The 12,379-nt window shown below is 72.0% G+C and carries 18 protein-coding genes; 13 read left to right on the forward strand and 5 right to left on the reverse strand.

Annotated features, from left to right (window positions below; genetic code table 11):
• Positions 1–9 precede the first annotated feature (9 nt).
• The 10 genes from AB0F03_RS27710 to AB0F03_RS27755 all read left to right on the forward strand — a co-directional run bounded on the left by AB0F03_RS27710 (position 10) and on the right by AB0F03_RS27755 (position 5,605).
• Positions 10–384, forward strand: coding sequence for a gas vesicle protein (locus AB0F03_RS27710; RefSeq protein WP_361996653.1), 375 nt, complete (start codon positions 10–12; stop codon positions 382–384).
• A 77-nt stretch (positions 385–461) separates the two neighbouring features.
• Entirely contained in the window at positions 462–884 is a 423-nt protein-coding gene (locus AB0F03_RS27715) for a gas vesicle structural protein GvpA (RefSeq protein ID WP_361996655.1), read from the forward strand.
• Complete coding sequence (locus AB0F03_RS27720; protein WP_361996657.1) at positions 881–1,651, forward strand: GvpL/GvpF family gas vesicle protein; 771 nt, start codon at positions 881–883, stop codon at positions 1,649–1,651. The genes AB0F03_RS27715 and AB0F03_RS27720 overlap by 4 nt, the downstream gene beginning before the upstream one ends.
• 31 nt (positions 1,652–1,682) lie before the next feature.
• Complete coding sequence (locus AB0F03_RS27725) at positions 1,683–1,940, forward strand: gas vesicle protein GvpG (RefSeq protein ID WP_356825049.1); 258 nt, start codon at positions 1,683–1,685, stop codon at positions 1,938–1,940.
• Between the two features lies 1 nt (position 1,941).
• Complete coding sequence (locus tag AB0F03_RS27730) at positions 1,942–2,841, forward strand: DNA primase (protein ID WP_361996659.1); 900 nt, start codon at positions 1,942–1,944, stop codon at positions 2,839–2,841.
• Positions 2,838–3,998, forward strand: a complete 1,161-nt coding sequence (locus AB0F03_RS27735) for an SRPBCC family protein (RefSeq protein ID WP_361996661.1) — start codon at positions 2,838–2,840, stop codon at positions 3,996–3,998. The genes AB0F03_RS27730 and AB0F03_RS27735 overlap by 4 nt, the downstream gene beginning before the upstream one ends.
• Complete coding sequence (locus AB0F03_RS27740) at positions 3,995–4,330, forward strand: gas vesicle protein (RefSeq protein WP_356825043.1); 336 nt, start codon at positions 3,995–3,997, stop codon at positions 4,328–4,330. Before AB0F03_RS27735 ends, AB0F03_RS27740 begins: the two co-directional genes overlap by 4 nt.
• Positions 4,327–5,121: a GvpL/GvpF family gas vesicle protein gene (locus AB0F03_RS27745; protein WP_361996663.1), complete on the forward strand. Its 795-nt coding sequence runs from the start codon at positions 4,327–4,329 to the stop codon at positions 5,119–5,121. The genes AB0F03_RS27740 and AB0F03_RS27745 overlap by 4 nt, the downstream gene beginning before the upstream one ends.
• Positions 5,118–5,306 carry a gas vesicle protein gene (locus AB0F03_RS27750; RefSeq protein ID WP_121786038.1) on the forward strand — a complete coding sequence of 63 codons (189 nt, stop codon included), beginning with the start codon at positions 5,118–5,120 and terminating at the stop codon, positions 5,304–5,306. Before AB0F03_RS27745 ends, AB0F03_RS27750 begins: the two co-directional genes overlap by 4 nt.
• Positions 5,303–5,605, forward strand: a complete 303-nt coding sequence (locus tag AB0F03_RS27755; protein ID WP_361996665.1) for a gas vesicle protein K — start codon at positions 5,303–5,305, stop codon at positions 5,603–5,605. Before AB0F03_RS27750 ends, AB0F03_RS27755 begins: the two co-directional genes overlap by 4 nt.
• A 21-nt stretch (positions 5,606–5,626) precedes the next feature.
• On the opposite strand, the gene AB0F03_RS27760 is transcribed toward AB0F03_RS27755, so the two are convergent.
• The 3 genes from AB0F03_RS27760 to AB0F03_RS27770 all read right to left on the reverse strand — a co-directional run bounded on the left by AB0F03_RS27760 (position 5,627) and on the right by AB0F03_RS27770 (position 8,276).
• Positions 5,627–5,797, reverse strand: a complete 171-nt coding sequence (locus tag AB0F03_RS27760) for a hydrophobic protein (RefSeq protein ID WP_361996667.1) — start codon at positions 5,795–5,797, stop codon at positions 5,627–5,629.
• 42 nt (positions 5,798–5,839) lie between these two features.
• Positions 5,840–6,661 carry a methyltransferase domain-containing protein gene (locus AB0F03_RS27765; protein ID WP_361996669.1) on the reverse strand — a complete coding sequence of 274 codons (822 nt, stop codon included), beginning with the start codon at positions 6,659–6,661 and terminating at the stop codon, positions 5,840–5,842.
• A gap of 118 nt (positions 6,662–6,779) precedes the next feature.
• Positions 6,780–8,276 carry a phosphatase PAP2 family protein gene (locus AB0F03_RS27770; RefSeq protein ID WP_361996671.1) on the reverse strand — a complete coding sequence of 499 codons (1,497 nt, stop codon included), beginning with the start codon at positions 8,274–8,276 and terminating at the stop codon, positions 6,780–6,782.
• A 169-nt stretch (positions 8,277–8,445) separates the two neighbouring features.
• Between AB0F03_RS27770 and AB0F03_RS27775 the strand changes: the two genes are divergently transcribed.
• Positions 8,446–10,065: an ATP-binding cassette domain-containing protein gene (locus AB0F03_RS27775; RefSeq protein WP_361996673.1), complete on the forward strand. Its 1,620-nt coding sequence runs from the start codon at positions 8,446–8,448 to the stop codon at positions 10,063–10,065.
• 54 nt (positions 10,066–10,119) lie between these two features.
• The gene (locus AB0F03_RS27780) at positions 10,120–10,407 is read left to right on the forward strand and encodes a DUF6158 family protein (protein WP_361996675.1); all 288 of its coding nucleotides are present in this window, start codon (positions 10,120–10,122) and stop codon (positions 10,405–10,407) included.
• Between the two features lie 85 nt (positions 10,408–10,492).
• Here AB0F03_RS27780 and AB0F03_RS27785 read toward each other — a convergent pair whose 3' ends face one another.
• Complete coding sequence (locus AB0F03_RS27785; protein ID WP_361996677.1) at positions 10,493–11,038, reverse strand: type 1 glutamine amidotransferase domain-containing protein; 546 nt, start codon at positions 11,036–11,038, stop codon at positions 10,493–10,495.
• Positions 11,039–11,240: 202 nt separating this feature from the next.
• A complete protein-coding gene (locus tag AB0F03_RS27790) occupies positions 11,241–11,618 on the reverse strand; it encodes a DUF2795 domain-containing protein (protein WP_361996679.1) in 378 nt (125 codons plus the stop codon).
• Positions 11,619–11,843: 225 nt separating this feature from the next.
• On the opposite strand from AB0F03_RS27790, the gene AB0F03_RS27795 reads away from it, so the two are divergent.
• A complete protein-coding gene (locus tag AB0F03_RS27795) occupies positions 11,844–12,353 on the forward strand; it encodes a DUF3761 domain-containing protein (RefSeq protein WP_361996681.1) in 510 nt (169 codons plus the stop codon).
• Positions 12,354–12,379: the final 26 nt, after the last annotated feature.

Consider the following 12,379-nt stretch of genomic DNA (forward strand, 5'->3'; position numbering starts at 1 on the left):
GAGGTGGCCATGTCGAACACAGAGAACACATCCCAGTCACAAAAACCGCGGAAAAGGCACGACTCCGAGGAATCGCAGGCGTCACACGAGAACACGGAAAGGCCCGCGTCGGGTGGCCGCCGCCCGCCCCTCATGCAGGTGCTGCGCGAAGCACGCGCCCAGCTCGCCGAACTCACCGGCCTCGAACCCGAGTCGGTGTCCTCGTTCGAGCAGACGGAGGACGGGTGGTCTCTGGAGGTCGAGGTCCTCGAACTGTCGAGGGTCCCCGACACGATGAGCCTGATGGGCAGCTACCAGGTCGAACTGGACCCGCAGGGCCAGCTCACCGGGTACCGGCGAGTCCGCCGTTACGAACGCGGCAGGGCCGACGCGCGCGGCCGGTGAGCCACCGGCCGCGGCCGACCGTGCACACCGCGACCTACTAGACAGCGACCGAATACACACGAGGAGGAATCGCCGGCATGACTGTTGTTCCGGCTCAACAGAGCGGAGGTGGAGGCGGCAGCAGCGGCCTCTACGACGTACTTGAACTGGTCCTGGACCGGGGCCTCGTGATCGACGCGTTCGTCCGCGTCTCTCTGGTCGGCATCGAGATCCTGAAGATCGACGTCCGGGTCGTCGTGGCCAGCGTCGACACCTATCTGCGGTTCGCCGAGGCCTGCAACCGTCTCGACCTGGAATCCGGACCGAACAAGAGCCCGGGCCTGCCCGAGATCGTCGGCGAGGTCACCGAGTCCGGCGCCCGCGGCAAGTCCAAGGGGGCGCTGTCCGGCGCCGCGGAGACCATATCCGACGCCTTCAAGCAGGCGCGTTCGGATGGGGAGACCCAGTCCCGGCCGCGTGCCCGTAAGGCCCCGGCGCGTCGGAAGGAGGAGCAGGAGTGAGCACCTACGTCTACGGGATCACCGCACGGTCCCACCCCGCGCTGCCCGAGGGCATGACCGGCGTGGGCCAGCCCGCCCGCCCGGTGCGTCTGCTCACGGCCGGGGACCTGACCGCCGTGGTCAGTGACGCCCCCGAGGACCTGCGCCCCAAGCGCAGGGACCTGCTCGCGCACCAGAACGTGCTGGCCGAGGCCGGCGCGGGCGGCTGCATCCTGCCCATGCGCTTCGGCAGCGTCGCCGACGACGACGAGTCCGTCACCCAGGTGCTCGGGACGCGGGCCGAGCACTACCAGGAGCGGCTGCGGGAGCTGGACGGCAAGGTCGAGTACAACGTCAAGGCCACTCACATCGAGGAGGCCGTCCTGCACCTGGTGATGGCCGAGAACGCGGAGCTGCGCTCCCTCGCGGAGGCCAACCGCCGGTCCGGTGGCGGCAGCTACGACGACAAGATCCGCCTCGGCGAGATGGTGGCGTCCGCCGTCAAGGCCAAGGAGGCCGTGGACGCGCGCGAGGTGCAGAGCCTGCTGGCACCGGCCGCCGCCGCGGTCAGCGTGGGCCCCGAGTCCACCGGCTGGCTGCTGAACGTGTCGTTCCTGGTCGCCCGGGACTCGGCCGAGCGCTTCCTGGCCGGCGTCGAGCAGGTCCGCGAGAGCCACGCCCACCTGGAGCTGCGGGTCAACGGCCCATTGCCGCCGTACAGCTTCGTCGAACCCGGCCCGGCCCAGTCGTCCGGCAGCACGGCCGGCGCGGGCGCCGGAGCGCAGTAGCGCTCGCGGCCCGGACGGAGAGGAGAACACCGTGGGACTGATCGGTGAGGTGCTGATGCTGCCGTTCGCGCCCGTACGCGGCAGCGCGTGGGCCATCAGGCAGGTGCTCCAGGAGGCGGAACGGATCTACTACGACCCCTCCACCGTACGGGCCGAGCTCGCCCGCCTCGAGGAACAGCTGGAGGCGGGGGAGATCACCGAGGAGGAGTTCGACCGGCGCGAGGACGAACTGCTCGACCGGCTGGAGACCACTGCGCGCTCCGGCGACACCACAGGCAACGGGACGTGACATGAACCGAACGGCACTGGGCCTCGCCGTAGGGGCCGGATACATGCTCGGACGCACGAAGAAACTGAAGATGGCGCTCGCCGTCGGTTCGTTCGTGGCCGGCAAGAAACTCAACCTCAGTCCGAAGATGCTCGCGGACGTGGTGAGCGAGCAGCTCCAGAAGAATCCCCAGTTCAAGGAGATCGGGGACCAGCTGCGCAAGGACATGCGGGGTGTCGGCAAGGCGGCCACCGGGGCGATGGCGGAGCGGCAGATCAACGCGCTCGCCGACCGGCTGCACGGCCGCACCGCCAAGGTCCGCGACCAGCTGTCCGGCGTGACGTCGGGCGGCTCCGGTGACAAGGCGGACGACGAGCGGGACGAAGAGGACGACGAGGACTACGAGGAGTCCGCGGAGGAGTCCGCCGAGCCGCAGGACGAGGAGCCGGACGAGGAGGAAGAGCCGGACGAGGACGAGGAGCCGGAGGACGAGGGCGAGCCGCGGGACGAGGAGGAGCCCGAGGAGGAGGAAGAGGAGGAGCAGCCCGAGGAAGAGGAAGAGGAGGAAGAGGAGGAGCCCGAGGAAGAGGAGGAAGAGGAAGAGGAGCCGGACGAGGAGGAGGAGCCGGAGGAGAAGCCGGCGAAGAAGGCTCCCGCGAGGAAGGCCCCTGCCGGGAGGACTCCCGCGAAGAAGGCCCCTTCCGGGAAGGCTCCCGCCAAGAAGGCTCCGGCCAAGAAGGCCCCCGCCAAGAAGGCCGCGGCCAAGAAGACCGCCCCGGCCAGGAAGACGGCTCCCGCGAAGAAGACGGCGGCCAAGAAGACAGGCACGGCCGGCAGGACGGCCGCGAAGAAGACGGGTTCGGCCGGCCGTACCACCCGGCGCGCGACCTCCCGGCGTTCGAAGGGTGGCGATGACCGATGACGGAGAACGTCGGATCGGCCACCTCCGCGGCCAAGGACAACCCGCTGAGCGCCCTCGCCCACAGCGAGGCCGCCGACCGGCTGAAGGAGGAGGCCCAGGAGTTTCTGTCCGCACAGGCCACCCGGCTGCTGAGCGGCCTCGGCCGCAAGCTCGGTGAGACCACCGGCAAGCTCAACGACATCGCCGAGGGCAACAGCCCGGGCTTCGCCAAGATGGCCCTCGAGGGCGGGCGCAAGCTCGCGGAGGGCAAGGGGCCCGTGCGCTCGGTGCTGGAGGTGGGCGCCTCCCGCGTCAAGGAGAACGTGATGGACGCCGTCAAGAACCTGGGGGGCGGCAAGGGCAAGAAGGGCGGCGCGGGCAAGAAGCCGGTCGTCATCATGGAGTCCATCGATGTCGGCGTGCCGCTGCGCACCGCCTACGACCAGTGGACCCAGTACCAGGATTTCTCCACCTTCGCCAAGGGCGTCAAGAGCGCGGGCCGCTCCGACGACACCCAGTCCGACTGGCAGGCCAAGGTGTTCTGGTCCACTCGCAGCTGGAAGGCGAAGACGACCGAGCAGGTGCCGGACTACCGCATCCAGTGGACGTCGGAAGGCGCCAAGGGCACCACCAAGGGCGTGGTCTCCTTCCACCGGCTGGAGGAGAACCTCACCCGGGTGCTGCTGGTCATGGAGTACTACCCGGTCGGCCTCTTCGAGAAGACCGGCAACATCTGGCGCGCCCAGGGCCGCCGGGCCCGGCTGGACCTGAAGAACTTCGCCCGGTTCATCACCATCAAGGGCGAGGCGGAGGACGGCTGGCGCGGCGAGATACGCGACGGCGAGGTGGTCAAGAGCCACGAGGACGCCGTCGCGGAGGAGGAGTCCGAGCAGTCCGAGAACGACGAGGACACCGAGGACACCGAGGACTCCGGCGAGCCCGAGGCCGAGGCGGAGGACGACGAGGCCGAGGAGGGCGACGAGGAGGGCTACGAGGACGAGGACGAGCCCGAGGCGTACGAGGACGAGGAAGAGGGCCCGTACGAGGACGAGGAGGCCGACGAGGAGGAGGCCGACGAGGACGAGGAGGAGCCCGCGGAGGACGCGTACGAGGACGAGGAAGAAGCGGACGAAGAGGAAGAGGAACCTGAGTACGCCGAGAGCCGGGGCCGTCGATGACGATGCCCGGCCGCTTCCCCGAGCCCTACGGTCAGGGCTCGGGGGCCAACCTCGCCGACATCCTCGAGCGCGTGCTCGACAAGGGGATCGTCATCGCGGGTGACATCAGGATCAACCTGCTCGACATAGAGCTGCTCACCATCAAGCTGCGGCTCATCGTCGCCTCGGTGGACAAGGCGAAGGAAATGGGCATCGACTGGTGGGAGACGGATCCGGCTCTCTCCTCCGGTGCCCGCCGGGACGAGCTGGCCCGGGAGAACGCCGAGCTGAGAGAACGCCTTGCCCGGCTGGAGGAGCTGGAGTCGGGCCGCGCACCGAAGGAGGCCCCATGACCGGACTGCGGTACGTCTACGCCGTCTGCCGCCCCTTCGGGACGCCCCTACAGGCCCAGCTGACGGGCATCGGGGGCGCCCCGCCGGCCCTGGTGCGCCATCACGGCCTGGTCGCGGTCGTCAGTACGGTCCCGGAGGCCGACTTCTCCGAGGAGGCGCTGAAGGCCCGCCTGGAGGACCTGGACTGGCTGTCCGCGACCGCCCGTGCCCACCAGGGCGTGATCGACGCGCTCACCACGGTCACCACTCCGCTGCCGCTGCGGCTCGCGACCGTCTTCCGGGACGACAGCGCCCTGCGCACCATGATCGAGACCCGGGAGGACAGCTTCCGGCGCCTGCTCGACCGCCTGGACGGCCGGGTCGAGTGGGGGGTGAAGGTGTACCTGGAGGAGGAGCCGGCGGCCGGGCCGGCTCCCGCCGCCGCGGCGAAGCCCGCGAGCGGACGGGACTACCTGCGCCGCCGGCGCGAGCAGAGCCACGCGCAGGAGGACAGGTGGCAGCGGGCGGAGGCGTTCGCGCGGTCCCTGCACGAGCGTCTGTCGGGCCCCGCAGAGGACCACCGGCTGCACCCCCCGCAGAACGCGGCGCTCTCCGGCGCCACGGGGCGCAATGTGCTCAACGCGGCCTATCTGGTGCCGCGCGCGCATTCCGAGGAATTCGTGGAACTGGTCGACCGTACGAAGGACGAGGAGCCCGGGATCCGGGTGGAGCTCACCGGTCCCTGGGCCGCGTACTCGTTCTCCTCGGACGACGTGGCGGCGGAGGACGTGGCGGCGGAGGAGGTGCGGTGACCGTAGTCGAACGCCGCGAGATCGCCCTGGTCGACCTCCTGGACCGGCTGCTGGCCGGCGGGGTCGTCCTCACCGGCGACATCACGCTGCGCATCGCGGACGTCGATCTGGTCCGCATCGACCTCAACGCCCTGATCAGCTCCGTGAACGAGCAGGTCCCGTCGCCCTTCGAGGAACTCACATGACCGAGAGCCCGGCCGAGGGCCCGCGGCGCAAGCGGCTCGACCTGGAACCCGACACCGTCGAGCGCGACCTGGTGAAACTCGTGCTCACCGTGGTCGAGCTGCTGCGCCAGCTCATGGAGCGCCAGGCCGTGCGCCGCTTCGACACCGGGGACCTGACCGAGGAGCAGGAGGAGCGGATCGGGCTCACCCTGATGCTGCTGGAGGACCGGATGGCCGAGCTGCGCAACCGCTACGGCCTGCGGCCCGAGGATCTCAACCTGGACCTCGGGCCGCTCGGGCCGCTGCTTCCCCGCGAGTGACTCACCGGCCGCCGGCCGGCGTCACCACCGGTACCAGCGGCCCCGGCCGCCGCCCGCGCCCGTGCCGCGGAACAGGAACCCCAGCAGCCAGATGATCAGCACCACCAGGGCGACCCACCACAGGATCTTCAGCGCGAATCCGGCACCGAACAGAAGCAGTACCAGAAGCAGTACGAGCAGGATGGGGACCATAGTGAGCACCTCCTGCGCGCCGGGTTTCCCGCGGTGCGCGGATCAGGCTTCCTTCCGGCACAGAATCTCCCCGTGCAGGACCGCGAACCAGCCGTCCTCCCGCCGGCCCCAGTCCCGCCAGGCCTCCGAGACCGCGCGGAGCCGCTCGGCCGTCGCGTGACCACCCTCCCGCACCCGGTCGGCGTAGGCGGAGGCGAGGGTGCGGTCCGCCCACAGGCCGCTCCACCAGGCCCGCTCGTCGGGTGTGGCGAACGTCCAGGTGCTGGAGGTGGCCGTGACGTCCCGCAGCCCGGCGGCCCGCGCCCAGGCGGTCAGCCGGCGCCCGGCGTCGGGTTCGCCGCCGTTGGCGCGGGCCACCCGCTCGTACAGGTCCAGCCAGTCGTCCAGGCCGGGCAGTGCCGGATACCAGGTCATGGCCCCGTAGTCCGCGTCGCGTACGGCGATGAACCCGCCCGGCCGCGTCACCCGGTGCATCTCGCGCAGCGCCTGCACCGGGTCACCCACGTGCTGGAGCACCTGGTGGGCGTGGACCACGCAGAACGTGTCGTCCGGATGGTCCAGGGCGTGCACGTCGGCCACCGCGAAGTCCACGTTCGTCAGGCCGCGGGCGGCGGCGGTGGCCCGGGCCTGTGCCAGGACGCCGGGGGCGTGGTCGACGCCGGTGACATGGCCGTCCGGGACCAGTTCCGCCAGGTCGGCGGTGATGGTGCCGGGGCCGCAGCCGATGTCCAGGACGCGCATGTGGGGCTCGAGCACGCCGAGCAGATAGGCCGCGGAGTTGGCGGCGGTCCGCCAGGTGTGCGAACGCAGCACCGACTCGTGGTGCCCGTGCGTGTAGACGGCGGTCTCCTGCGCCTTCGGCATGGCCGTGCCCCTTCACCCCTCGTCGGCGGACCGGACGGCCCGTCCACCGGTCCGCCTCACGGTACGCCCGCCGGCCGAATGATGAGATACCGGTTTCACCATGTGGTCTGACGGGCCATCAGGCGCAGGCGTCCAGCGGGCGGTACACCGTCAGGGCCTCGGGCAGCTTCTCCAGCCGCACCTCGCCCGACACGGTCGTCACCTCGCCGTCGTAGGCCAGCGGGGTGCCGGGGGCGATGCCGGTCAGCCGCAGCCGGTTGACCTGCACCGCCGCGTGGGCGGGCGACCGGGTCAGCGGGCCGGCGGCCGCCGCCGCGAGCAGCCGCAGTGCGGGCCTGCGGCTGCCGTGCACCGCCCGCACGTCCAGCAGACCGTCCGCGAGATCGGTCCGGCGGCCCGGGGCCAGACCCATCCGGTGGTAGACGCCGTTGCCGACGAACAGCAGCCACAGCGGTCGCCGTTCACCGCCCGCCACCACCTCCAGCGGATGCCGGCCGGCCCGCAGCACCCGCAGGGCCCCGAGAACCCCGGCCGACCAGCCGCCGATCCGGTGCGACCAGCGGTCCCGCGCCCGCACCAGCTCCGGGTACACGCCGAGGCTGAGCGTGTTCAGGAACACGCCCTCCGCGTCCCCGGAGACGAACCGGCCCACGTCCACCCGGACCGCCTCGCCGTGCCGGACCGCCCGGGCCAGCTGCCGTTCGTCCTCCACGCCCAGGTCGTAGGCGAAGTGGTTGAGGGTGCCGCCGGGCAGCACCGCGAGCGGCAGACCGTGCCGCAGGGCGGTCCCGGCCGCCGCGTTCACCGTGCCGTCACCGCCGCACACCCCGAGCACCCGCGCCCGGGCCGCCGCCTTCTCCAGCTCGTCGGCGACGTCCTCCGGCGCGCACTCGACGATCTCCGCCTTCGGCAGCGCGTCGTGCAGCGCGCGCACCCGGTCCGCAGTGCCCGACCCCTGGTTGGCGACCACCACCAGGCCGTCGCCCTCGGGCAGCGCCGGGGCCGCGGCCCGCGGGCGGGCGGAGTCCCGGACCTGGGCCCGGGTCGGCACCAGACGCCGTACCAGGAAGGCGGCGCCCGCCCCGAGCGCGGCCCCGGCCAGCACGTCGCTCGGGAAGTGCACCCCCGTGTACACGCGGGACGCCGCCACCGAGAACGCCACCGGCGCCACCGCCGCGCCCCACGCCGGCGACTCCAGGGCGACCCCGGTCGCGAAGGCCGCGGCGGACGCGGCGTGCCCGGACGGGAAGGAGGTGGTGATCGGCTGCTGCTTCAGCCGCCGCACCAGCGGCACCGGATCCAGCACCGGCCGCGCCCGGCGCACCGACGCCTTGCCGACGGTGTTGATCGACAGGGAGGCCAGACCGAGCGAGGCGAGCCCACGGACCGCCGCCCGGCGGCCCCGCGGCGTGCGGCTCGCGGCCATCGCGGCGGCCACCCCGAACCACAGCACCCCGTGGTTCGCGCCGCGGCTCAGCCGGGGCAGTACCCGCTCGGCCCCCGGCCAGTGCCAGCCGGCGGCGGCCTGGAAGAGCCGGCCGTCGAGCGCGAGGGCCGTGCGCAGCGGGGTCCGGGCTGCGGAGGCGGGGACAGTCAGGTCCAGGTCTGGGCTCATGGGGTGCGCTTACCCGTAAGCGCCCGTTTCTTGTGCTCCGCACGCCGGGCGTCACCGTCCCGGGGGTCCGAGAAGGGGCTCTGACGTCGCCGGGGCCGGAGCGGGCGCCGCCCGGCGCCGTTGATAACGGTTTGCCCCGGGTCCCGGGCGACCCGGAGAATGCCTGCCCATGGGACATCTGGAAGCCGCGCACCTCGAGTACCACCTCCCCGACGGCAGGACGCTGCTCGGTGACGTGTCCTTCCGGGTCGGCGAAGGCGCCGTCGTGGCCCTGGTCGGCCCGAACGGCGCCGGCAAGACCACCCTGCTGCGGCTGGTCTCCGGCGAGCTCAAGCCGCACGGCGGCACGGTCACCGTCGGTGGCGGCCTCGGCGTGATGCGCCAGTTCGTGGGCTCCGTACGCGACGAGACGACCGTGCGGGACCTGCTCGTCTCCGTCGCCCCGCCCCGACTCCGCCAGGCCGCGAAAGCCGTCGACGAGGCCGAGCACGCCCTCATGACCGTCGATGACGAAGCCGCCCAGATGGGGTACGCGCAGGCCCTCTCCGACTGGGCCGAGGCCCGCGGCTACGAGGCCGAGACCCTGTGGGACATGTGCACCACCGCCGCGCTCGGCATGCCGTACGAACGCGCCCAATGGCGGCAGGTGCGCACCCTCTCCGGCGGCGAGCAGAAGCGGCTGGTGCTGGAGGCGCTGCTGCGCGGCACCGACGAGGTGCTCCTGCTGGACGAACCGGACAACTACCTCGACGTGCCCGGCAAGCGCTGGCTGGAGGAACAGCTGCGGGAGACCCGGAAGACGGTCCTGTTCGTCTCCCACGACCGCGAACTCCTCGCCCGTGCCGCCGAGAAGATCGTCTCCGTGGAGCCGGGCCCGGCCGGCGCCGACGCCTGGGTGCACGGCGGCGGCTTCGCCACCTACCACGAGGCCCGCCGGGAACGCTTCGCCCGCTTCGAGGAACTGCGCCGCCGCTGGGACGAGAAGCACGCCCAGCTGAAGAAGCTCGTCCTCAGCCTCCGGCAGGCCGCCGCCGTCAGCCACGAGATGGCCTCCCGCTACCAGGCAGCGCAGACCCGCCTGCGCAAGTTCGAGGAGGCCGGCCCGCCGCCGGAGCCGCCCCGCGAGCAGGACATCACCATGCGCCTGAAGGGCGGCCGGACCGGCATCAGGGCCGTCACCTGCCAGGGGCTGGAGCTGACCGGCCTGATGCAGCCGTTCGACCTGGAGGTCTTCTACGGCGAACGGGTCGCCGTGCTCGGCTCCAACGGCTCCGGCAAGTCGCACTTCCTGCGCCTGCTCGCCGGCGAGGACGTGAAGCACACGGGGCAGTGGAAGATCGGCGCGCGCGTCGTACCCGGCCACTTCGCCCAGACCCACGCCCACCCCGAACTCCGGGGCCGCACCCTCCTCGACATCCTCTGGAAGGAACACGCCCAGGACCGCGGCGCCGCGATGTCCCGGCTGCGCCGCTACGAACTGACCCAGCAGGCCGAGCAGAGCTTCGACCGGCTCTCCGGCGGCCAGCAGGCCCGGTTCCAGATCCTGCTGCTGGAGCTCGCGGGCGCCACCGCGCTCCTCCTGGACGAGCCGACCGACAACCTCGACCTGGAGTCCGCCGAGGCCCTCCAGGAGGGTCTGGAGGCGTTCGAGGGGACGGTGCTCGCGGTCACCCACGACCGCTGGTTCGCCCGCTCCTTCGACCGCTTCCTGGTCTTCGGCAGCGACGGCCGGGTCCGCGAGACCCCCGAACCGGTCTGGGACGAACGCCGGGTCGAGCGCGCCCGGTGACTCCCCGGGAAAACGTCCGGGGGCAGCGGGTGCCGGGCGGGGTACCCGGACCGCATGAACGAACACGATGAGCGGGGCACCACCACGACCGGAGTCGACCCCAGCCGGCTGGACGACCAGCAGCTCATGAAGGAGCTGGAGACGATCCACCGCACGCGCCACGACACCCTCCTGTACGGCTCGAACGACGCGCTGCGGGCCCACAACGAGCGCATGGCGCAGCTGGAGGGCGAGTTCCTGCGCCGCAACCCGCGCCGCCTGGTCAGCGCGTCCCGCACCCGCGAGGGCGCCCGGGAGCGGGGCAGCGGCGAGACGGCGGCCCCGGGCACCTCGGGCACCTGACGGCCCGCGGCGACCGGCACCCCCGGGCAGCGGCAGGGGCCGGCCCCCGCGGGCCGGCCCCTGCCGCGTCCGGGACGGGTGACGGTCAGCCGGCCGTCTCGCCGGCGAACACGTGCAGGAACGCGTCGCAGAACGCCTTCAGGTCGTCCGGCTTGCGGCTGGTCACCAGCTTGTTGGAACCGTGGTCGCAGATCTTCACCTGCTCGTCCACCCAGGTGCCGCCGGCGTTCTCGATGTCCGTGCGCAGACTCGGCCAGGACGTCAGCACCCGGCCCCGCACGACACCCGCCTCCACCAGCGTCCACGGCGCGTGGCAGATCGCGGCTACCGGACGGCCCTGCTCGAAGAAGTCCTTCACGAACGCGACGGCCTTCTCGTCCATCCGCAGGAAGTCCGGGTTCGCGACGCCGCCCGGCAGCACCAGACCGCCGAACGACCCGGCCGACGCCTCACCCACCACCTCGTCCACGGGGAACGTGTCCGCCTTGTCCAGATGGTTGAACGCCTGGACCTTCCCGGATTCCGTCGACACCAGCACCGGTTCGTGCCCCGCTTCGGAGGCCGCCTGCCAGGGATCGGTCAGCTCGACCTGCTCGACGCCCTCGGGGGCCACCAGAAACGCGATACGCATGATCCTCAGCTTCCTTTCACTTTCCGCGACACGGCCCGGTGCGTCCGGGCACGCCGCTTCCTGTCCCGGGCCGCCCGCCGGCACCGCATCAGCTCATCGCCGTACGGCAGCAGCACGCACGCCCCGATCGCCGCACCGGCAGCGGGAACCGCGTCGGTCGCGTCGACCGTGCCGCCACTCACGATCAGAGCCGGGCCCCCGCTCACTCGCCGCCCGCCAGTGCCTCCGCAAGCTGCTGCGCGTTCTCGTAGCGCTGCCCGTGCGGCAGGGCGGCCACGGCGTCGATCAGCCCGCCGGGCGCGTTGTTCCGGCGCAGCGCCCGGGCCACCTCGTCCGGCTTCGCGGGGAACGCGTGCCGGCTCAGGTGCCGGGCCAGCTCCAGCCTCGTCCGCTCCAGCGACGCCGGGGAGCCCAGGCCGCCCACCGGGCCGCTCCAGACCTCCGGATCGTCGTCCGCGGCCGGTTCGGGATCGTGCCACTCCTCGACGCGGGTGGGATGCCCGGACCTCAGCAACCCCCTCAGCTCATGCTTCATCTCGTCGTCACGGTGGACGCTCAGCCGGTTACTGCCTCGCTGCATGTCTCCCTCCAGAGGGTCGACGGTCCGCACCGCGTACCCGGATGGGCGCTCGCGTAACAGGGGTCGGCGAGAACCGGGACACAGCTCGCCGGACCGGCGTGCTGCCACGGTGACCGGGAGGCGGACGACAGTTGAATAACAAACAGATGACTACTACACCGAAGCAACACGCGGTCTTCACAGGGGGCGTTACGGTCGACGCTCCGACGTGCCCTGGGGGGACACATGAACGACCCGTACACCATGCCGCCGCAGCCGCCTGTCAGAACGGCACCGCGGTGGGCGCGGAAGCGCTACGTACTGCCCGCCATCGGACTCGCCTTCTTCCTCGGCATCGGCGCCGGCGCCGACGGTCAGAGCAACGGGAACGGCAACGATGTGAAGGCGGCGGCCGCGATGGTGCGGCCGACCGCGACCGCGACCGTCACCGCGACGGCCACGGCAACGGCCACGGAGACCGCGACGCCCGCGCCCGCGCCGACGGTGACGGCGACGAAGACGGTCAAGGTGAAGGTGAGGGTCACCGTCACCGCGCACGCGGCCGCCGCGGGTTCGACAGGCGGCGGTGACGCGTCGGGCGGGTCGTCCGGAAGCGGGAGTTCGAGCTCCTCGGGTGGTTCAGGCGACGCGTCGAACGGCGCCACCGCCCTCTGCAACGACGGCACCTACTCGTACGCCGCCCATCATCAGGGCGCGTGCTCGCACCACGGGGGCGTAGCGGTCTTCTACCGGTAGGCCGGTGCCGTGCGGCAGCCGCGCGG

The organism is Streptomyces sp. NPDC028722 (genome assembly GCF_040637655.1).
Taxonomy (GTDB): Bacteria; Actinomycetota; Actinomycetes; order Streptomycetales; family Streptomycetaceae; genus Streptomyces.